Consider the following 20331-nt stretch of genomic DNA (forward strand, 5'->3'; position numbering starts at 1 on the left):
GTGCATCCCGCGCACACCACGATGGACTGCGCGTCGTGCGGAGCGAGAACCAAGCACGCACTGCCTCTTTCGGAACGTACCTACGCCTGCACCGCGTGCGCAGCCGTGTCCCCCAGGGACAAGAACTCCGCACGCGTGATGCTGGTCCGGGCTGGTCTCAACCCGGCTGGTGCTGATCGTGTAAGAGCCGGCGGACCGCTGGTCCCCGGCCAACGTGAGCCAGGAATCCCCGTCCTTTAGGACGGGGAGGATGTCAAAGCTTCTCCTCCGACGCCTGTACGTACACCGTCCCGTTCCCGGTCAGCTCGAGCTGGAACGCCTCGCCCGAGCCGCGGCCCACCACGTCCCGCCAGCTCAGCGCGGTGGACAGCTTGTTCCGTACGTCGCCGCGGTGCGCCACGTACGCCTGCGGATCGACGTGCACCGGGCGCTGGGGAGTGATCGGCAACTCGATCACCCCGCCGTGCGCCATCACCGCCACCGACCCGTGGCCCCGCAGGGTCGTGGTGAACAGGCCCTGCCCGGTCACCTGGCCCCGGATGACGCCCATCACCCCACCCTGCGACCCCATGAACATGGTGCCCTGCTCCAGCGTCCCCTCGAACGCCAGCAGCCGGTCGGCCTCCACGTACAGGATGTCCCCGGCCAGGTCCACGCAGTGCACGTGGTGGCCGCCGTGCCCGAACATCACCGAGCCCTGGCCCTCGACGGTCATCAACGGTGCGGCCTCGCCGGCGACGCGTCGCCCGATCATCGAGCCCACGCCGCCCTGGCCGCCCTGGACGTTGGGGGTGAAGGTGACCTCACCGCGGTAGGCCAGCATCGCCCCGCGCTGGCTGAACAGCCGCTGCCCGGGGTGCACCTGTGCCTCGACCATCTTGGAACTGATCCGGTGGAACGCCATCACAGATCACCCCCGACGGTGACGCGCTCACTGGGCTGCACGTAGACCAGGCCGTCGCCCTCGAACCGGATCTGGAAGGTCTCCCCCGAGCTCTCGCCGGCGAAGGTGCGCCAGGTGACCCCGGTCTGGAGGTGCTGCTGGACGTTGCCGGTGTGCGCCACGTAGGCGCCGGGGTCCACCAGCAACGGGGTGCCGGGGGAGACCCGGAGCACGATCGCCGGGCCGTCCGACATCAGGGCGGCCTGACCCACCCCCTCGACGGTGGTGGTGAACAGGCCGTTGCCCTGGGTCGCGCCGCGCAGCCCGGTGAACGTGGTCCCGGTGCGCAGCCCCGCCTCGGTGCACAGCAGGTTGCTGGCCTCCACGAACAACTTCTCCCCGTTCAGCCGCACCAGGGAGATGTCGGTCGCGCGTTCGGCGAAGTAGCACGTGCCGTGGCCCTTGACCTCCATCACTTCCATGCTCTCGCCAGTGACCCGGCGGGTCACCATCCCGCGCAGGCCCTCACCTCCGCCGGAGAGCTTCTTGAACGACATCTGGCCGTCGTAGGCCACCATGGATCCCTTGCGGGCCCGCACGGCGTCGCCGGTCATGTCGACCGCGAGCACCTTGGACCCCTGTAGTCGAAACTGCGCCACCCTTAAGACGCTAATCACTGGAACCGCCATCGAACAGGGAAACCCGGTGTTTCCTGGGGCACCCCCACTCTGGGCCCGCGCGGTGGACGGCCATAATGGAAGATGCTTGTGCAACCGTTCACAAGCTTCCGCCCAGGCACCGACCCCGAAGAGGCCACCGTGGACACCACCCGAGCCGACCTGTTCCGCCTCCGCGTCATCTCGGCCGCCGAGGCCACCTCGTTCCTGCTGCTCCTCGGTTTCGGGTCGGTCCTGAAGCGGGCCACCGACGGGGACGTGGACCTGGTGCTCCCGCTGGGCCTGCTGCACGGGGCTCTCTTCGTCGCGTTCCTGGCGCTGTGGGTGGTCGCCTGGTACCGGGTCCGCTGGACCGTTGGCCGGGCCGCCCTCTACCTGATCTCCTCGGTGGTCCCGTTCGCCGGCTTCTTCGCCGAGCGCAAGCTCAAGGGCGAGCAGGAGCGGCTCTCCACCGCGCCGGCGCCCGCCCCGGCCTCCGCCTAGGCGGGGTGTGCCGTCGCCCCCGCCGGGCGGCCGGCGTGAGATGTGTCACCGCGTCTCCCTCGAGGACGCCCCGTCCTTGAGGGCGGGGAGGATGTCAGCAGGGGACTTAGGCGCCCGGACGAGGGCGAACTAGGCTAGCTCCGTGCCGAAGCCCCTCAGCCTGCCGTTCGACCCCATCGCCCGCGCCGACGAGCTGTGGCGGACGCGTTGGGGTGCCGTGCCGTCCATGGCCGCGATCACCTCCGTGATGCGCGCCCAGCAGATCCTGTTGGCGCGGGTGGACGCCGTGGTCAAGCCGTACGGCCTCACCTTCGCCCGCTACGAGGCCCTGGTGCTCCTCACCTTCAGCCAGGCCGGTGAGCTGCCCATGTCCAAGATCGGGGAGCGGCTGATGGTGCACCCCACCAGCGTCACCAACACCGTGGACCGGCTGGTCCGTGCCGGTCTCGTGGACAAGCGGCCCAACCCCCAGGACGGCCGGGGCGTCCTCGCCTCCATCACCGAGCGGGGGCGTGAGGTGGTGGAGGCGGCCACCCGTGACCTGATGGCGGTGGACTTCGGGCTCGACGTCTACGACGGCCAGGGGTGCAAGGAGATCTTCGAGCTGCTGCGCCCGCTGAGGGTCGGGGCCGGAGACTTCGAGGAGAGCTGAGAGAGTTAGGCTCGGAACCATGAAACCGAGCGTCCTGACCCGCTACCGGGCGTTGGCCTACATCACGGCGGTGACGCTGCTGGTGTTCTGCGTGTTCATCATCCTCGACCGTGGCTTCGGCATCGGTGACACGATGGTGATCTCCCAGATCCACGGCCTGCTGTACCTCATCTACGTCGTCTTCGCCTTCGACCTGGGCCTGAAGGCGAAGTGGCCGATGGGCAAGCTGCTGTGGGTGCTGGTGGCCGGCTGCCTGCCCACCGTGGCGTTCTTCGTGGAGCGGCGCATCCACCGGGAGGTGACCCCGCTGCTCGCCACCGGGCCGTCCCAGACCCCGGCGAACGTCTGACCGTTCCCGCGCGGACCGCCCCCCGCCGGGGTCCGCCGCGCCCCCGGGTGCCGGCGCCCGCAGGCCCCACCCCACCGCCCGCCCCGCGGCACAGCGCCGCCCGGGGCGGGTTCTGCTTGCGTGTTGGCACAGGGGTGCGGACAATCACTTGGACGTCCAATAATCGGATGCCCTAGTACTTGCCCCAGCGGCGAGCGTAAGGCGGGGAAGGCGGAGAACATGGACAGTGCCTCCATCGAGCAGGGTCGCCGCCGTTGGCAGGCGCGTTACGACGCGGCACGGAAGCGGGACGCCGACTTCACCACGTTGTCGGGGGCGCAGGTGGACCCGGCGTACGGGCCGCCGCCCGGGCAGGACGTGCCGGGGTTCGAACGGATCGGGTGGCCGGGGGAGTACCCGTTCACCCGCGGGCTGTACCCGACCGGGTACCGGGGCAGGGCCTGGACGATCCGCCAGTTCGCAGGCTTCGGCAACGCCCGGCAGACCAACGAGCGCTACCACATGATCCTCAAGGCCGGTGGCGGTGGCCTCTCGGTGGCGTTCGACATGCCGACGCTGATGGGGCGGGACTCCGACGAGCCGCAGTCGCTTGGCGAGGTCGGGCACTGCGGGGTGGCGGTGGACTCCGCCGCCGACATGGAGGTCCTCTTCGACGGCATCCCGCTCGGCGACGTGACCACCTCCATGACCATCTCCGGTCCCGCGGTGCCGGTCTTCTGCATGTACCTGGTCGCCGCGGAGCGCCAGGGCATCGATCCGGGGATACTCAACGGCACCTTGCAGACGGACATCTTCAAGGAGTACATCGCCCAGAAGGAGTGGCTGTTCGAACCCGAGCCGCACCTGCGGCTGATCGGCGACCTGATGGAGTACTGCGCGTCCAAGATCCCGGCGTACAAGCCGCTCTCGGTCTCCGGCTACCACATCCGTGAGGCCGGTGCGACCGCCGCCCAGGAGCTCGCCTACACCCTCGCCGACGGGTTCGGCTACGTCGAGCTCGGGTTGAGCAGGGGCCTCGACGTCAACGTGTTCGCGCCGGGCCTCTCCTTCTTCTTCGACGCCCACGTGGACTTCTTCGAGGAGATCGCCAAGTTCCGAGCCGCCCGCCGGATCTGGGCCCGCTGGATGCGGGACGTCTACGGCGCGACGTCCGAGAAGGCGCAGTGGCTGCGTTTCCACACCCAGACCGCGGGGGTGTCGCTCACCGCCCAGCAGCCCTACAACAACGTGGTGCGCACCGCGGTGGAAGCGCTCGCCGCGGTGCTCGGCGGCACCAACTCCCTGCACACCAACGCGCTGGACGAGACGCTGGCGCTGCCCTCCGAGCAGGCCGCGGAGATCGCGCTGCGCACCCAGCAGGTGCTGATGGAGGAGACCGGGGTGGCCAACGTGGCCGACCCGCTGGGCGGCTCCTGGTACGTCGAGGCGTTGACCGACCGGATCGAGGCCGAGGCGGAGCAGATCTTCGAGCGCATCCTGAGGATGGGACAGCGCGCGGTGCCCGACGGGCAGCACCCGATCGGTCCGGTCACCTCCGGCATCCTGCGGGGCATCGAGGACGGCTGGTTCATGGCGGAGATAGCGGAGTCCGCCCACCAGTACCAGCAGTCGCTGGAGAAGGGGGAGAAGCGCGTGGTGGGGGTCAACTGCCACCACGGCTCGGTCACCGGCGACCTGGAGATCCTGCGCGTCAGCCACGAGGTGGAACGCGAGCAGGTGCGGGCGCTCGCCGAGCGCAGGGGCCGCCGGGACGGCGCCGCGGTCAAGGCGTCGCTGGCGGCGCTGGTGGAGGCCGCGAGGAGCACGTCGAACATGATCGAGCCCATGCTGGACGCGGTCCGGGCCGAAGCGACGCTGGGCGAGATCTGCGGGGCGCTGAAGGAGGAGTGGGGCGGCTACACCGAGCCGGCCAGGTTCTGACGGGCCGGGCCGGTCACCGGTGCTCCTCCGGTCGGTGGCCGGCCCCGGGGCTCGCCGTGGCCACCAGCCCGTCCAGCAGCACCGTGGTGAACCGTCGGGCCCACTCGCCGTCCACCGGCTCCCCGCTGACCAGCAACCGGTGGATCACCGCTCCGGCGATGACGTCGAAGATCAGGTCCACCGTGGCCCCCGGGTCGCCGGGGCCCTCGGTGAGTTCCCCGCGCTCCAGGGCGCGGTGGCGGCCGAGCACCACCAGGCGCTTCTGCGGGGCGACGATGGCCTGGCGGACGCGTTGCCGCAGCGCGGCGTCCCTGGTGGACTCGGCCACCACCGCCATCAGCGCGGTCTTGGCCTCGGGGCGGTCGATCAGCGCGGCGAACCGCTGCACCACGCACTCCACGTCGGCCCGCAGGCTGCCCAGGTCCGGGAGTTCGAGCTCCTCGTCGAGGAGCGCCGCCACCGCGTCAAGCACCAGTTCGCTCTTGGTCGGCCAGCGGCGGTACACCGTGGTCTTGGCCACACCTGCCCTGGCGGCCACCTCGCCCATGGTCAGACCGCCCCACCCGAGGTCCACCAGGGCCGCCCGGGTCGCGTGCAGGATCGCCCGGTCCGCCGCGGCGCTGCGCGGCCGGCCGGTGCGGCGGCCGCCCCCGGTGCCTCCTGTGCCGGCTGCTGTCCCTGACACGGCGCTGACCCTACCTCTCTGGTCGGTGAACTCCTGGAGGTTCCGTGGAGTGTTGGTGAAGGGGGTGCCGCCCGGCGGGAACCCCGGATCTGCCCCCGGTTTCGTCCGGCGGCGCCGGTCCCTGCCGCGGGGACCCGGCTGACCGGGGGGTTCCTCGGCCGGGCCGGCCCTCCGGCGCCGCGGGAGCGAGGCCGCCCGGGGGCCGACGTGATCGGTATCACCCGGTGCGGAACCCGGTGGGTGCTGCGGGCGGTGCCCGCATCAAGTTACGCTACGACCCGTAGCGAAAGCGACTGACCACTGGCAGTGCGGATCCGTGGGCCGGGACGGGGACCTCGGCCCACGGGTGCGGTACCGGAAGCTCCGGCCGCGGGGTGCGCCGCGGGCCGCGACGCGGTGGCGGCCGATCCAGGGGGCTGTTCCCGCAGGCCGCGCCGAGGGGGGAGGATTGACCCATGCAGCCACGGAACATGTCCATGAGCGGTGTGGTCGACCTCGCCGCGGTGAAGGCGGCCGGAGAGGCCGCGCAAAAGGCTCAGCAGGCTCGACAGGCGGCCGGTGCCGGCGCTCCGACAGGAGGCGGGGCCCTGGTCTTCGACGTCACCGAGGCCACCTTCGAGAGCGACGTCATCCAGCGTTCTTCCCGGGTGCCCGTTGTGATCGACTTCTGGGCGGAGTGGTGCGGGCCCTGCAAGCAGCTCAGCCCGGTCCTGGAGAAGCTGGCCGAGGAGTACGCGGGCCGGTTCGTGCTCGGCAAGATCGACGTCGATGCCAACCAGATGCTGTCCCAGCAGTTCGGCATCCAGGGCATCCCCGCAGTGATGGCGGTGGTGGCCCAGCAGTTGGTCCCCCTGTTCCAGGGGGCGCTCGGCGAGGCCCAGATCCGGCAGTACCTCGACCAGCTCATCCAGCTCGCCGAGCGCCAGTTCGGCATCGTCGGCGCCGAGCCGGGGGCCGGGGCCGGGGAGGAGCCGGTCAGGGAGGTCCCGCAGTCGCCGCAGGAGATCGCGCTGTCCGCGGCGCACGAGGCGCTGGACCGGGGGGACCTCGGCGGTGCGGCCCAGGCGTACCGGAACGTGCTGTCCGACGACCCGGGCAACGCCGAGGCGAAGCTGGGGCTCGCGCAGGCCGAACTGCTCAGCAGGGCAAGGGAGAAGGACCCGAAGCAGGTGCGTGAGGCCGCTGCCTCCGCGCCGGGTGACGTCGCCGCGCAGATCGCTGCGGCCGACCTGGAGATGGTCGGTGGTCATGTGGAGGACGCCTTCGGGCGGCTGGTGGACACCGTCCGCAGGGTCGTCGGAGAGGACCGGGACAAGGCCAGGCTGCACCTGTTGGAGCTGTTCGAGGTGGTGGGTGCGGACGATCCGCGGGTGGTGAAGGCGCGTCAGGCGCTCGCCCGCGTGCTGTTCTGAGCGGAGCGATCACCGCTGGCGATTTGTCGCCTAAACGATCGCCGGACTCTCCGCTTTACCAAGTTTTGGTAAAGCGGAGGTCTTGTTGCGCAGGGTAGTCGGCCCTGTTGTTCGCCGGGGGATGTGCCGGGGATTGTCGTCATTGGCGATCCTCGCCCCCGGTACGGTGCGTGGCCGCCGCGGCAGGGGCGGCCGCACCGTTACCGCATTGGCATTACTCACTAGTAACGAACCACTTGTGCGCCCGCCCCGGGATGGACCACGATCGGCCAAGCTCGGTCCAATCCCGCGGTCCGACATCCACTCGGGCAGCGGCGACTGGGTCCCCACCGGGCCGGGCGCGGCCCCCGCCGTGCCCGAAGGACAGGGGGGTCCCCACCCGTCGGCGGGGCCTGTCCAGCAGGGTTGCGCGAGAGCGTGGCCAGTGGTTGTCGCTCGGGGGTGATCGCCGATGCCGCCGGTCATTCCGTCCCCGCCCGCGAGGACGGTGTGGAACCGGGGGCGCGCCATCGTGGTGCCGCGCCCCGGTCCAAGGCTGACTGGCGGGGGCCGACGGCGCTCTCCTTTCCGAGGACGTAGCTCTTCTCCCCTCCCAGGTCTGCTCGCGTGGACGCGGCAGCCGGAGATGTACGTCCCAGAAGGAGGAATGTCATGAATTCCCAGGCTCGTGGCCGCACCAGATGGAAGAGGTTCTCCGTCGTCATGGTGCCGAGCATCGCCGCGACCGCCGCCATCGGGGTGGCGATCGGCCAGGGCGCTCTCGCCGCGTCGTTCAGTGTCTCAGGCCAGAGCTTCAAGGTCACCGCGGACGAGTTGGTGGGCACCGGGTTCTCCCAGTACGGCGCGCTCGACACCGACCACGCGGGGAAGAAGCACCCGGTGGCGGTCTCCGCGTTCAAGCACGCCGAGATCACCAACCTGTGCCAGTCGGTGGTCGTCCCGGTCCCGATTTTCGGCGACGTCACCCTGAAGCTGAAGGCGGGCGGCGGCGGCAAGGAGGTCATCGCCGAGAACATCTACATCGACGTCGCCCAGCTCAACGCGGACGCCACGTTCACCAACGTGGACATCGGCGTCTCGGTTGACGACGTGACCAAGGGTCCCAAGAAGCAGGCGGGCGAGGCGGTGCTTCCCGGCTCGTTCGCCCAGCAGGCCGACAAGGCAGTCCTCACCGACGTCAAGCAGCGGGCGTGGGCCACCTCGGCGGGCACCTTCAAGCTCAGTGGGCTGGACATGGGCATCGCCAAGGGCAGTGGTCCCAAGGCCGAGTGCTACTGACGGGTTGACCGAACGGAGGGGCGTCCCGGTCACCCGAGCCGCCCCTCCGTGTCCGGCCCGCCGAGGGCACCCCACGGCCGCGTCGCCACATCACCGTCTGAAGAACGACTGATCGATCGCGAAGATCGTCTCGCAGGGAGCTTCCTCATGTTGAGTGCCGTTTCCACACGCTCGCTGGCGGACGGGCTGGACAAGGCGCGCCGTTCGTTCCGGGTGTGGCGGTGGGACCGTCCCTTCTGGGCCGGGCTACTCACCCTGTTCGCCGGACTGCCGATCATGTACTTCCCCTACGCCAACCTCACCATGGGGCAGCTCACCATCCGGATGTCCACCACGGCGGGCTCCGGGTCGCTGATCATCGGCGTGCTGCTGGTGCTGCTCGGGCTGACCATGTGGTTCCAGCCCATGGTGCGGGTGTTCTCCGGGGTGGCAGCGATCATGCTCGCGCTGGTCTCCCTGGTCATCTCCAACTTCGGGGGGTTCCTGGTCGGTTTCCTGCTCGGTCTGGTCGGTGGCGCGATGGCCGTCGCCTGGGCCCCGGGCGTCGGGGACGACGCCGCCGACCCGGTCAAGGGGCTTGGCCCCGTGCCCTCCCAGGACACCGAGGGCGTGCGGGGCGCCGACGGTGCCGAGCCCGCGGCGGTGGGCGCCCGGGCGGAAGACGAATCAACGAACGGAGGGCACCGTGCCGGGTGAAGAGGTGCAGGTGGGGGCCGGCGGTGGCAGCCAGTCCAGAACCGGGCCGCGGCACGCAGCTCCACGCAGGTCGTTCCTCCAACGGCTCCAGGTGCCCGCCGGGAAGGCGATAGCACTGGCGGCCATGCCGACCGCGGTGCTGATGGGGATGGGCCTCACCCCTCGGTTGGCGCAGGCGGACCAGATGCCGCCGGAGGGCTTCGCGCCGGGACCCTGTGTGAGCGCCCCGGACAAGCCGGGCACCGAGGAGGCGGACAAGGACACGGACCAGGCCGCGAAGACGCAGGAGGAGACGGGGTCCAAGGAGGCCGAGGGCACCCCGGGCACCGAGTCGGGCGGGACCGGCAGTGACCAGCAGGAGGCGTCGCGGGATTCCTCCACCACCCCGTCGTCAGGGGCCAGTGAACCGCCGGCCACGAAGCCGGAGGACACCACGAAGCCGGAGGACACCACGGCTGACGGCGCCGACCAGACCACCGAGACGTCCGACGGTGAACCCCAGGCGGCGCCCGAGCAGGAAGCGGAGCAGGACCCGCTGGGAGTGCTCGACCCGATCCTCGACCCCATCGGTGACCTGCTCACCACCGGCGGCACCGGGGAGGAGGCGCCGGAACCCACGCCCAGCGAGTCCACGTCCCCGTCGGAGCCGGCCCCCGGCGATTCCCAGGAGGAGCCGTCGGACCCGCCGTCGGACACCGGCACCGACTCGGACACCGACACGGACACCGGTACCGGTTCGGGGCCGGCGGCGCGGACGGGTGCCGACGCGGACGGGTCCGCCCGGCAGCAGGCCGCCGACGACACCACGGAGCCGAAGGACGCCGATCAGGACCAGGACACCCCGTCCCCGTCCCCGACCCCCTCCACCTCCTCCACGCCGTCCGTCACCGACGAGGACGGCAAGCCCCGGTTCCCCTGCCCGGAGGAGAAGAAGGTGCCGGGCAAGGACGAGCAGGCGCCCTACGCCCTGCCGAACAAGTCCTGGCGGCTCGAGGCCAGCCGACTCGACCTGCACGGGCTGGCCTACCACGGCGTGGTGAACCTCACCCGGCAGGACGGCACCGTGGTGCAGGCGATGAAGTTCACCGCGAGCGGCCTGGACATCCACGACCTGCACCAGATCGTGGACGGCGAGAACGGCTACTGGTACCACGTCCAGGCGGGTGACGGCACCAACTCGAAGTTCCGCGGGGGCACGGTGACGATGTACACCGAAAGCCTCAAGGGCAACCTGCTCGGAGTGATCCCGATCACGTTCACCCCCGAGTTCCAACCGCCGGTGACCCTGCCCGAGCTGTTCTTCACCAAGGTGGAGGTGGTCCAGGTCGGCCAGTTCGGCGGCACGCTCAACATGCCCGGCATGCGGGTCTACACCACGCCGCAGTAGGCGGCGGCTCCCGCCGTGCCACCACCAGGACCTCACCGGGCGGGTGCCCCCCAACGGGGCACCCGCCCGGCGCGTCAGTGCTCGAGCGTGCCGAGGTGGTGGACCCTGACCATGTTGGTGGTGCCGGGGACCCCGGGCGGGGAACCCGCGGTGACCACCACCGTGTCGCCCTCACGGTAGCGGTTCAGCGCGAGCATCGCCTGGTCCACCTGGGACACCATGTCATCGGTGTTGTCCACGTGCGGCACCACGAAGGTCTCCACCCCCCAGCTCAGGGTGAGCTGGTTGCGGGTGGCCTCCTCGGTGGTGAACGCCATGATCGGGATCGGCGAGCGGTACCGGGACAGCCGGCGCGCGGTGTCCCCCGACTTGGTGAACGCGACCAGCGCCCGCGCGTCCAGGTAGTCGCCGATCTCGGCCGCGGCCCGGGCCACCGAGCCGCCCTGGGTGCGCGGCTTCCGACCGGGCACCAGCGGCTGCAAGCCGCGACCGAGCAGCTCCTCCTCCGCTGCGGTGACGATCCGGGACATGGTCTTGACCGTCTCGACCGGGTACTTGCCCACCGAGGACTCGGCGGAGAGCATCACCGCGTCCGCGCCGTCCAGGATGGCGTTGGCCACGTCTGACGCCTCGGCCCTGGTGGGCCGGGAAGAGTTGATCATCGACTCCATCATCTGGGTGGCGACGATCACCGGCTTGGCGTTCCGGCGGCAGAGCTCCACCAGTCGCTTCTGCACCCCGGGCACCCGCTCCAGCGGATACTCCACCGCGAGGTCGCCACGGGCCACCATCACGCCGTCGAACGCGTCCACCACCTCGGTCATGTTCTCCACCGCCTGCGGCTTCTCCACCTTGGCGATGACCGGGACGCGTCGCCCCTCCTGGTCCATGATCCGGTGCACGTCCAGGACGTCGGCGGCGTCCCGGACGAAGGACAGGGCCACCATGTCGGCGCCGAGGCGCAGGGCGAACCGCAGGTCCTCCACGTCCTTCTCGGACAGGGCGGGGACGTTCACCGCGACCCCGGGCAGGTTGATGCCCTTGTGGTCGGAGACCACGCCACCCTCGATGACCATGGTCTGGACCCTCGGACCCTCGACCCCGGTGACCTCGAGGGTGACCGCGCCGTCGTTGATCAGGACCCGCTCGCCCTTGGACACGTCGCCGGGAAGTCCCTGGTAGGTGGTGCCGCAGGTGTGGCGGTCACCGGGAACGTCCTCGGTGGTGATGGTGAACTCGTCGCCACGGGTCAGCTCCACCGGGCCCTCGTGGAAGGTGCCCAGCCGGATCTTGGGGCCCTGGAGGTCCACCAGGACGCCGACGGCACGGCCGGTGGCCTCGGCGGCCGCGCGCACCCGGTGGTACCGCTCCTCGTGCTCCTGGTGGGAGCCGTGGCTCATGTTGAACCTGGCCACGTTCATCCCGGCCTCGATCAGCGTCTGAAGCTGCTCGAAGCTGTCAACGGCGGGTCCAAGGGTGCAAACGATTTTCGCTCGGCGCATGGGTGTGATCCTATCCACCCCGATTTCATCAGAAAAATGTGACGGACTTCGAACACATGGTGACCTCTTCGGATTGCTCGCTGACTGACCGGATCGAACGGTACTTCCGGTGTTCCGGGTCTGTGTGACCGCGCGCCCCGTGCGGGCGCGAGATGCGGGAGAGGCCGTCGCGGTCGATAGTGCTGTTATCGGAAGGGACGGCACCAGGAGACCCTGACTATGCGCATCGGCATCCTCACCAGCGGCGGAGACTGCCCCGGACTGAACGCGGTGATCAGATCCGTGGTGCACCGCGGGGTGACGGAGCACGGTGACGACATCCTCGGCTTCGAGGACGGCTTCAAGGGTCTGCTCGAGCGCCGCTACCGCCCCCTGGACCTGAACTCGGTCAGTGGCATCCTGCAACGCGGCGGCACCATCCTGGGGGCGGCCCGGGTGGAACGGGCACGGCTGCGCGAGGCCGCCGACCGGACCGGGGAACTGATGACCGAGCTCGCCCTGGACGCCCTGATCCCCATCGGCGGCGAGGGCACCCTCACCGCCGCCCGGATGCTCAGCGACGCGGGCATGCCGGTGGTGGGGGTACCCAAGACCATCGACAACGACATCTCGGCCACCGACGTGACCTTCGGCTTCGACACCGCCGTCGGTGTGGCCACGGAGGCCATCGACCGGCTCAAGACCACCGCGGAGTCCCACCAACGGGTGATGGTGGTCGAGGTCATGGGACGGCACGCGGGCTGGATCGCGCTCCAGTCCGGGATGGCGGGCGGCGGACACGCCATCCTCATCCCGGAACGCCCGTTCCGGGTGGATGACATCTGCGAGATGATCAACGCGAGGTTCGCCCGCGGCAAGAAGTTCGCGGTGGTGGTGGTCGCCGAGGGGGCCCACCCCGCGCCCGGCGACATGCCGTACGAGACCGGCGTGATCGACAAGTACGGGCACGAGCGGTTCGTGGGCATCGGCAACCACCTCGCCACCGAGCTGGAACGGCGGCTGGGCAAGGAGGCCAAACCGGTGATCCTGGGGCACGTGCAGCGCGGCGGAACCCCCACGCCGTACGACAGGGCGCTCGCGACGCGGTTCGGCTGGCACGCCGTGGAGGCCGTGCACAAGGGCGCCTACGGCATGATGACCGCCCTGCACGGCACGGAGATCGTCCTCGTTCCGCTGGCGGAGGCGGTCAGCCGGATGAAGACGGTGCCGCCGGAACGGTGTCTGGAGGCGGAGTCGGTCTTCTGACGGCCGGGCCGGGGGCGGACCACCACCCGCGCCGGTCGCGGTAGGGCCCCGAACGGCCGGTGGCCCCGGCCCCCGGCGCGCGGGAGGACCGGGGCCACCGGCCAGTGGGTCAGTCACACGTCCCGCGGGGCGGCTCGGCGCCGAGCCGGGGTGCCGTGACCAGGCCGAGCTCGGCCCCCGAGGCGAGCAGGCCGTGGGCCGGCAGGACCCGGACCGTGTAGCCGAAGGGACCCGTGCGGTCCAGGGCCAGGGGGCCCTCGTAGAGGCAGTGGCCCTCCAGGTCGGGGCGACCGGTGGGCTTCAGCGACGTGGTCGTGCCGTCGGTGATCCGGTCCTCGTCGTCCACCCGGCCGGCGACCACCTGCACCTCGACGTCGGTGGGGTCCAGGCCGCCGAGCGCCACCCGCACCCGCAGCCCCAGCGTGCCGCCGAGCTCGTGGGTGTCGGTGGGTCCCGTGGCCTCCACGTGGTCCACCGCGACCCGCGGCCAGGCGCCGCGCACCTTCGCCTTCCACCCGGCCAGCTCCCTGGCGCCGGCACCGCCGTCCGCGGTGACCTCGCGGTGGGCCCTGGCGGCCGGGGTGTAGAGGCGGTCCACGTACTCCCGCACCATCCGACCCGCCAGCACCTTCGGGCCGAGGGTGACCAGGGTGTGCCGGACCATCTCGACCCACCGCCTCGGCAGCCCGGCCGGGCCCACCTCGTAGAAGCACGGGGCGACCTGGTTCTCGATCAGGTCGTACAGCGCCGCGGCCTCCAGCTCGTCCCGGCGGTCCGACTGCCGGTGCCCGTCGTCACCGGCCGCGTCGGCGGGCACGTCCGCGGTGGGGATGGCCCACCCGTTGTCCCCGTCGAACCACTCGTCCCACCAGCCGTCCAGCACCGACAGGTTCAGACAGCCGTTGAGCGCGGCCTTCATCCCCGAGGTGCCGCACGCCTCGAGGGGGCGCAGCGGGTTGTTCAACCACACGTCACAGCCCGGGTAGAGGTGTTGGGCCATGTCCATCCCGTAGTCCGGGAGGAACACGATCCGGTGCCGCACCCGGGGATCGTCGGCGAACCTGACCAGCTCCTGGACCAGCCGCTTGCCGCTGTCGTCGGCCGGGTGGGCCTTGCCGGCGACGACGATCTGCACCGGTCGGGTCGGGTGCAGCAGCAGGCCGGCCAGGCGATCGGGGTCACGCAGCATCAGGGTCAGCCGCTTGTAGGAGGGCACGCGGCGGGCGAAGCCGATGGTGAGCACGTCCGGGTCGAGCGCCTCGCCGACCCAGCCGAGTTCGGCCTCCCCCGCGCCCCGCTCCCGCCACGAGGCGAGCAGCCGGCGCCGCACGTCCGCCACCAGTCGCTCGCGCAGCGACCTGCGAAGCTCCCAGATGACCTGGTCCGGGAGGTCCGCGACGGCCTCCCAGCGCGGGGACGCGCCGACCGTCACGGCGCGTTCGAGGCGCTCCGCGCCGAACTGCGCCGCACCGGTCCTGAGCACCTCCGGGGCCACCCAGGTCGGTGCGTGCACCCCGTTGGTGATCGCTCCGATGGGCACCTCGGCGGCGTCGAAGCCCGGCCACAGACCGCGGAACATCTCCCGACTGACCCCGCCGTGCAGGGTGCTGACGCCGTTGGCGCGCTGGGCCAGGCGCAGCCCCATCACGGCCATGTTGAACACGTGGGGTTCGCCACCGGGGTAGTCCTCGGTGCCCAGGGCCAGCACCCGTTCCCGGTCCACGCCGGGCAGCGGGCCGTCGTCGCCGAAGTGACGGGCCACCAGCTCCCGGTCGAACCGGTCGATCCCCGCGGGGACCGGGGTGTGGGTGGTGAACACCGTGCCGGCGCGGACGGCCTCGAGCGCGGCGTCGAAGTCGAGCCGGTCGCCGTCCGCCACCAGCTCACGGATGCGTTCCAGGCCGAGGAAGCCGGCGTGTCCCTCGTTGGTGTGAAACACCTCGGGCTCCGGGTGCGCGGTCAGCCGGCAGAAGGCCCGTACCGCGCGGACCCCGCCCACGCCGAGCAGGATCTCCTGGAGGAGCCGGTGCTCGCTCGCGCCGCCGTACAGCCTGTCGGTGACGTCCCGCTCACCCGGCTGGTTCTCCTCCACCGCGGAGTCCAGCAGCAGCAGGGGGACGCGGCCGACCTGGACCTGCCAGACCCTGGCCGCCAACATCCGCCCGCCGGGCAGGGCGATCCGCACCGTCGCGGCGGAACCGTCGGCCTCGCGCAGCGGGGACAGGGGCATTCCGTCGGGATCGAGCACCGGGTAGTGCTCCTGCTGCCAGCCGTCGCGGGACAGGGACTGTCGGAAGTAGCCGTGGCGGTACAGCAGTCCCACGCCGATGACGGGCACGCCGAGGTCGCTGGCGGCCTTCAGGTGGTCGCCGGCGAGGATGCCGAGACCGCCGGAGTACTGCGGCAGGGCGGCGGTGATGCCGAACTCGGGTGAGAAGTAGGCGATGGCGCGGGGCAGTTCACCGGGGCAGGAGGGCGGCAGCGTCTCCACCGCCCCCTGGTACCAGCGCGGGCCGGTCAGGTAGTCGTGGAGGTCCTCCGCGACGACGCCGAGTCGTCTCAGGAACCTGCGGTCGTGGGCGAGGGCGGTCAGCCGTTCGGCCGGGACCTCGCCGAGGAGCCGCACCGGGTCGCCGCCGGTGGCCTGCCAGATGTCGGGATCGACGGACTGGAACAGCTCACGGGTCTCGGGGCTCCAGGACCAGCGCAGGTTCCGAGCGAGCACGGTCAACGGTCGCAGGGGTTCCGGGAGCACTGTGCGCACAGTGAAACGACGAATGGCCTTCACGGTTTCGACCGTATCGGCGCGGGCTCCCCGACCCCCGGCATTGGCGCCGCGCGACGTGGCCGACCGGGCGCGCCACGCGACGAATTCACCCGTACGACTCCATGTCAGAGGCGTTGTGACGGCTGGTGCCGGGCTCCCTAGAGTGCTGGGGCGTGACGCGGGTACCCGTGCCGGTGCGCGCGGGCGGTGCGGTCGGCGCCATGCCCGATACGTGAAGAAAACAGCATATTCACGCTTACGTTACGCTTCAGGGCTTCTGAGGGTTAATATCACGGAGCTACCCCCTTCTCTCCGGGCGTTCCGGGAGCATGCCGGGGAGTGCTCCGACACGTGCCGCCGGCCCTCGGCCCGCGTGTCCGCACGGTCCCGCACGAGCAGCCACTCTCCGGGAGAGGCAATGATCGGTCGCATCCCCGTCCTGGACGTCCGCCCCCTCGTTGACTGCGGACGGCGTCCAGCCAGAGCCGTCGCCCAGGAGACGTTCCAGGTCTCCGCCACCGTCTTCCGCGAGGGCCACGACGCGGTCAACGCGAACGTGGTCCTGCGTGATCCGGAGGGCCGCCGCGGCCCCTGGACGCCCATGCGGGAACTGGCGCCGGGCACCGACCGCTGGGGCGCCGAGGTCACCCCGACGCACGAGGGCCGGTGGAGCTACTGCGTGGAGGCGTGGAGTGACCCCGTCGCCACCTGGCGGCACCACGCCCGGGTGAAGATCCCCGCCGGGATCGACACCGCGCTGGTGCTCACCGAGGGCGCCGCCCTGCTGGAGCGGGCCGCCCGGCGGGTCCCCAGGACCGACGGGCGAGCGGTCCTGGTGGAGGCGGTGCAGGCGCTGCGGGACGACACGCGGACCCCGGTGGCCAGGTTCGAGGCCGCCCTCGATCCGGAGGTGACCGAGGTCCTGACGCGGCATCCGCTGCGCGAGCACGTCACGGCATCGCGCCCGCTGGCCCTGCTGGTGGAGCGCAGGCGCGCCCTGTTCGGATCGTGGTACGAACTGTTCCCCCGGTCGGAGGGCGCGGTGGTGGACCCCACCGGGCAGCGTCCGCCGCGCAGCGGCACGTTCCGCACGGCCGCCGAGCGGCTCCCGGCCGTCGCCGCCATGGGCTTTGACGTGGTGTACCTCCCGCCGGTTCACCCGATCGGCACCACCTTCCGGAAGGGCCCGAACAACGCGCCGACCGCGGGGCCCGGCGACGTCGGCTCGCCCTGGGCGATCGGGTCGTCGGACGGCGGGCACGACGAGGTCCACCCGGACCTCGGCACCCTGGCGGACTTCGACCACTTCGTGGCGCGCGCGGGGGAGCTGGGCATGGAGGTGGCGTTGGACTTCGCACTCCAGTGCTCGCCCGACCACCCGTGGGTGGTCAAGCACCCGGAGTGGTTCGCGCACCGCGCGGACGGCTCGATCGCCTACGCCGAGAACCCGCCGAAGAAGTACCAGGACATCTATCCGATCGCCTTCGACGAGGACTTCGACGGGATCGTCGCGGAGACGGTGCGGGTGCTGCGGCACTGGATGGACCACGGGGTGCGGATCTTCAGGGTGGACAACCCGCACACCAAACCGGTGGCGTTCTGGGAGCGGGTGATCTCGAAGGTCAACGCGGCGGACCCGGACGTGGTCTTCCTGGCGGAGGCCTTCACGAGGCCGGCGATGATGCACACCCTGGCCAGGGTCGGCTTCCAGCAGTCGTACACCTACTTCACCTGGCGCAACACCAAGGAGGAGCTGACCGAGTACCTCACCGAGCTGTCCGGTGAGGCGGCGGCCTACATGCGGCCCAACCTGTTCGTCAACACCCCGGACATCCTGCACGCCTACCTCCAGCACGGCGGCCGGCCGGCGTTCGAGGTGCGGGCGGTGCTCGCCGGCACGCTGTCGCCGAGCTGGGGGATGTACGCCGGGTTCGAGCTGTGTGAGAACGTCCCCGTCCTCCCGGGCAGCGAGGAGTACGCGGATTCGGAGAAGTACCAGCTCAAGCCGCGGGACTGGGTGGGTGCCGAGCGCCGCGGGGAGAGCATCTGCGGGCTGCTGACCACGCTCAACCAGATCCGCAGGGCGCACCCGGCGCTCCAGGAGCTCCGCAACCTGCGGTTCCACCACGCCGACAACGACGCGGTGCTGGTCTACAGCAAACGGGCCAGGACCGCCGCCGGCGCCTGGGACACCGTGCTGGTGGTGGCGAACCTGGACCCCCACCACACCCGCGAGGCGACCGTCTCGCTGAACATGCCGGAGCTCGGCCTTGACTGGGCCGACTCCTTCGCCGTGCGCGACGAGCTCACCGGCGAGTCCTACTACTGGGGCAGGGCCAACTACGTGCGTCTGGAGCCCGGACGGGCGCCCGCTCACGTGTTCTCCCTGCGACCCACCTCGGAGATCGGAGGGTCACCCAATTGATCATCAACGAACCCGTACAGGACACCTTTGAGGACACCCCCGCCAAGGACCGCGACCCCCAGTGGTTCAAGCGCGCGGTGTTCTACGAGGTCCTCGTGCGTTCGTTCATGGACAGCAACGGCGACGGCATCGGCGACCTCAAGGGGCTGACCGCCAAACTCGACTACCTGCAGTGGCTCGGCGTGGACTGCCTGTGGCTCCCGCCGTTCTTCTCCTCGCCGCTGCGGGACGGCGGTTACGACGTGTCGAACTACACCGCGGTGCTCCCCGAGTTCGGGGACCTCGCGGACTTCGTGGAGTTCGTGGACGCGGCGCACCAGCGCGGCATGCGCGTGATCATCGACTTCGTGATGAACCACACCAGCGACCAGCACCCGTGGTTCCAGGCGTCCAGGAGCGATCCCGACGGTCCGTACGGCGACTACTACGTCTGGGCGGACAACGACAAGCAGTACCAGGACGCCCGGATCATCTTCGTGGACTCCGAGACCTCGAACTGGACGTTCGACCCGGTCAGGGAGCAGTACTACTGGCACCGGTTCTTCAGCCACCAGCCGGACCTGAACTACGAGAACAAGACGGTCCAGGAGGAGATCCTGGCGGCGCTGAAGTTCTGGCTCGACCTGGGCATCGACGGCTTCCGACTGGACGCGGTGCCGTACCTGTACGCCGAGGAGGGGACGAACTGCGAGAACCTCCCGGCCACCCACGAGTTCCTCAGACGGGTGCGCGCCGAGATCGACGCCCACTACCCGGACACGGTGCTGCTGGCCGAGGCCAACCAGTGGCCCGAGGACGTCGTGGACTACTTCGGTGACTTCACCGCCGGCGGGGACGAGTGCCACATGGCGTTCCACTTCCCGGTGATGCCCCGCATCTTCATGGCCGTGCGGCGGGAGTCCCGCTACCCGGTCTCGGAGATCCTGGCCAAGACCCCGGAGATCCCGGGGAACTGCCAGTGGGGCATCTTCCTGCGCAACCACGACGAGCTGACGCTCGAGATGGTCACCGACGAAGAGCGTGACTACATGTACGCGGAGTACGCCAAGGACCCGCGGATGCGCGCCAACATCGGCATCCGGCGGCGGCTCGCCCCCCTGCTGGAGAACGACCGGAACCAGATCGAGCTGTTCACCGCGCTGCTGCTGTCGCTGCCCGGGTCCCCGATCCTGTACTACGGGGACGAGATCGGCATGGGCGACAACATCTGGCTCGGGGACCGGGACGCCGTGCGCACCCCGATGCAGTGGACCCCCGACCGCAACGCCGGCTTCTCCTCCTGCGACCCCGGGCGGCTCTTCCTGCCCGCGATCATGGACCCGGTCTACGGCTACCAGGTCACCAACGTCGAGGCGCAGATGAGCAGTTCCAGCTCACTGCTGCACTGGACCCGCCGAATGATCGAGATCCGCAAGCAGAACCCCGCCTTTGGCCTGGGCTCGTACACCGAGTTGCCCTCGAGCAACCCCAGTGTGCTCGCCTACCTCCGTGAGTTCGGGGACGACCTGGTGCTCTGCGTGAACAACTTCTCCCGCTTCGCCCAGCCCACCGAGCTGGACCTGCGCACCTACAACGGACGCCATCCGGTGGAGCTGATCGGCGGGGTGCGGTTCCCGGCGATCGGCGAGTGGCCCTACCTGCTCACCCTCGCCGGGCACGGCTTCTACTGGTTCAGGCTCCGCCCCGACACGACGGTCTGACCCCCCACCGGCCCGTTCGGCGACGTCGCGGAACGGGCCGGTGCCGGGTGTCCCGACCGGCCGGGGCTAGGTGTGTTGTTCGGGCAGGTTGGTGACGCGGCTGGCTGGTGGGTGGCCGCCGATGCCGGTGTGGGGTCGGTGGTAGTTGTACCAGTCCAGCCAGTCGGGGAACGCTGCCTGGCGTTCGCGGTCTGAGGTGTAGGGCCGGTGGTAGGCCCATTCGTCGAGCAGGGTGCGGTGGAAGCGTTCGACCTTTCCGTTGGTCTGGGG

The 20331-nt window shown here is 70.5% G+C and carries 18 protein-coding genes; 12 read left to right on the forward strand and 6 right to left on the reverse strand.

The features are described 5' to 3' along the window. Nucleotides 1–240: zinc ribbon domain-containing protein (locus A3IG_RS33020; protein WP_158676927.1), on the forward strand; the 240-nt coding region annotated here is incomplete at its 5' end. A gap of 13 nt (nt 241–253) precedes the next feature. Here the strand turns inward: A3IG_RS33020 and A3IG_RS0123380 are convergent. Together A3IG_RS0123380 and A3IG_RS0123385 are read right to left on the reverse strand one after the other, a co-directional pair. Then, on the reverse strand, nt 254–904 hold the full coding sequence (locus A3IG_RS0123380) for an AIM24 family protein (RefSeq protein WP_018386024.1): 651 nt from the start codon (nt 902–904) through the stop codon (nt 254–256). Beyond that, nucleotides 904–1542: an AIM24 family protein gene (locus A3IG_RS0123385; RefSeq protein WP_058032814.1), complete on the reverse strand. Its 639-nt coding sequence runs from the start codon at nt 1540–1542 to the stop codon at nt 904–906. Before A3IG_RS0123385 ends, A3IG_RS0123380 begins: the two co-directional genes overlap by 1 nt. Before the next feature lie 108 nt (nt 1543–1650). On the opposite strand from A3IG_RS0123385, the gene A3IG_RS31015 reads away from it, so the two are divergent. The 4 genes from A3IG_RS31015 to A3IG_RS0123405 all read left to right on the forward strand — a co-directional run bounded on the left by A3IG_RS31015 (nt 1651) and on the right by A3IG_RS0123405 (nt 4964). Next, nucleotides 1651–2043, forward strand: coding sequence for a DUF3817 domain-containing protein (locus A3IG_RS31015; protein WP_018386026.1), 393 nt, complete (start codon nt 1651–1653; stop codon nt 2041–2043). 142 nt (nt 2044–2185) lie between these two features. Further along, nucleotides 2186–2695 (forward strand): MarR family winged helix-turn-helix transcriptional regulator, encoded by a 510-nt coding sequence (locus A3IG_RS0123395; protein ID WP_018386027.1) that lies wholly within the window; start codon nt 2186–2188, stop codon nt 2693–2695. 19 nt (nt 2696–2714) lie between these two features. Continuing rightward, nucleotides 2715–3044 carry a DUF3817 domain-containing protein gene (locus A3IG_RS0123400; RefSeq protein WP_018386028.1) on the forward strand — a complete coding sequence of 110 codons (330 nt, stop codon included), beginning with the start codon at nt 2715–2717 and terminating at the stop codon, nt 3042–3044. Between the two features lie 219 nt (nt 3045–3263). Then, on the forward strand, nt 3264–4964 hold the full coding sequence (locus tag A3IG_RS0123405) for an acyl-CoA mutase large subunit family protein (protein ID WP_018386029.1): 1701 nt from the start codon (nt 3264–3266) through the stop codon (nt 4962–4964). A gap of 13 nt (nt 4965–4977) precedes the next feature. Here A3IG_RS0123405 and A3IG_RS0123410 read toward each other — a convergent pair whose 3' ends face one another. Next, nucleotides 4978–5649, reverse strand: a complete 672-nt coding sequence (locus A3IG_RS0123410; protein ID WP_018386030.1) for a TetR/AcrR family transcriptional regulator — start codon at nt 5647–5649, stop codon at nt 4978–4980. A 455-nt stretch (nt 5650–6104) separates the two neighbouring features. Between A3IG_RS0123410 and A3IG_RS0123415 the strand changes: the two genes are divergently transcribed. The 4 genes from A3IG_RS0123415 (at nt 6105) to A3IG_RS0123430 (ending at nt 10422) form a co-directional block, all read left to right on the forward strand. After that, on the forward strand, nt 6105–7061 hold the full coding sequence (locus tag A3IG_RS0123415; protein ID WP_018386031.1) for a tetratricopeptide repeat protein: 957 nt from the start codon (nt 6105–6107) through the stop codon (nt 7059–7061). 651 nt (nt 7062–7712) lie between these two features. Continuing rightward, on the forward strand, nt 7713–8339 hold the full coding sequence (locus tag A3IG_RS0123420) for a DUF6230 family protein (protein WP_026220589.1): 627 nt from the start codon (nt 7713–7715) through the stop codon (nt 8337–8339). Between the two features lie 147 nt (nt 8340–8486). Then, a complete protein-coding gene (locus tag A3IG_RS0123425; protein ID WP_018386033.1) occupies nt 8487–9035 on the forward strand; it encodes a DUF6114 domain-containing protein in 549 nt (182 codons plus the stop codon). Continuing rightward, nucleotides 9025–10422 carry a hypothetical protein gene (locus A3IG_RS0123430; protein ID WP_018386034.1) on the forward strand — a complete coding sequence of 466 codons (1398 nt, stop codon included), beginning with the start codon at nt 9025–9027 and terminating at the stop codon, nt 10420–10422. Before A3IG_RS0123425 ends, A3IG_RS0123430 begins: the two co-directional genes overlap by 11 nt. A gap of 74 nt (nt 10423–10496) precedes the next feature. On the opposite strand, the gene pyk is transcribed toward A3IG_RS0123430, so the two are convergent. Next, entirely contained in the window at nt 10497–11924 is a 1428-nt protein-coding gene (gene pyk / locus A3IG_RS0123435; protein ID WP_026220590.1) for a pyruvate kinase, read from the reverse strand. A 219-nt stretch (nt 11925–12143) separates the two neighbouring features. Here pyk and A3IG_RS0123440 point away from each other — a divergent pair, with 219 nt between their 5' ends. After that, nucleotides 12144–13169 (forward strand): ATP-dependent 6-phosphofructokinase, encoded by a 1026-nt coding sequence (locus tag A3IG_RS0123440; protein ID WP_018386036.1) that lies wholly within the window; start codon nt 12144–12146, stop codon nt 13167–13169. Between the two features lie 109 nt (nt 13170–13278). Here the strand turns inward: A3IG_RS0123440 and glgP are convergent, their stop codons facing one another. Beyond that, complete coding sequence (glgP, locus tag A3IG_RS31020; RefSeq protein ID WP_040912180.1) at nt 13279–15957, reverse strand: alpha-glucan family phosphorylase; 2679 nt, start codon at nt 15955–15957, stop codon at nt 13279–13281. A 397-nt stretch (nt 15958–16354) separates the two neighbouring features. Between glgP and A3IG_RS0123450 the strand changes: the two genes are divergently transcribed. Then, a complete protein-coding gene (locus A3IG_RS0123450) occupies nt 16355–18361 on the forward strand; it encodes an alpha-1,4-glucan--maltose-1-phosphate maltosyltransferase (RefSeq protein WP_018386038.1) in 2007 nt (668 codons plus the stop codon). Beyond that, the gene (gene treS, locus A3IG_RS0123455) at nt 18358–20061 is read left to right on the forward strand and encodes a maltose alpha-D-glucosyltransferase (RefSeq protein ID WP_018386039.1); all 1704 of its coding nucleotides are present in this window, start codon (nt 18358–18360) and stop codon (nt 20059–20061) included. The genes A3IG_RS0123450 and treS overlap by 4 nt, the downstream gene beginning before the upstream one ends. Before the next feature lie 66 nt (nt 20062–20127). On the opposite strand, the gene A3IG_RS0123460 is transcribed toward treS, so the two are convergent. Then, nucleotides 20128–20331, reverse strand: a 204-nt coding sequence (locus tag A3IG_RS0123460) for an integrase core domain-containing protein (RefSeq protein ID WP_018386040.1), incomplete at its 5' end; no start/stop codon positions are given.

Source organism: Wenjunlia vitaminophila DSM 41686, from assembly GCF_000380165.1.
GTDB lineage: Bacteria > Actinomycetota > Actinomycetes > Streptomycetales > Streptomycetaceae > Wenjunlia > Wenjunlia vitaminophila.

Coding starts and splice junctions, on each gene's coding strand:
- A3IG_RS0123400 (WP_018386028.1), top strand. CDS start 2,715: ATGAAACCGAGCGTCCTGACCCGCTACCGGGCGTTGGCCTACATCACG.
- pyk (WP_026220590.1), bottom strand. CDS start 11,924: ATGCGCCGAGCGAAAATCGTTTGCACCCTTGGACCCGCCGTTGACAGC.
- A3IG_RS0123405 (WP_018386029.1), top strand. CDS start 3,264: ATGGACAGTGCCTCCATCGAGCAGGGTCGCCGCCGTTGGCAGGCGCGT.
- A3IG_RS0123380 (WP_018386024.1), bottom strand. CDS start 904: ATGGCGTTCCACCGGATCAGTTCCAAGATGGTCGAGGCACAGGTGCAC.
- A3IG_RS0123420 (WP_026220589.1), top strand. CDS start 7,713: ATGAATTCCCAGGCTCGTGGCCGCACCAGATGGAAGAGGTTCTCCGTC.
- A3IG_RS0123440 (WP_018386036.1), top strand. CDS start 12,144: ATGCGCATCGGCATCCTCACCAGCGGCGGAGACTGCCCCGGACTGAAC.
- A3IG_RS0123425 (WP_018386033.1), top strand. CDS start 8,487: ATGTTGAGTGCCGTTTCCACACGCTCGCTGGCGGACGGGCTGGACAAG.
- A3IG_RS0123450 (WP_018386038.1), top strand. CDS start 16,355: ATGATCGGTCGCATCCCCGTCCTGGACGTCCGCCCCCTCGTTGACTGC.
- A3IG_RS0123415 (WP_018386031.1), top strand. CDS start 6,105: ATGCAGCCACGGAACATGTCCATGAGCGGTGTGGTCGACCTCGCCGCG.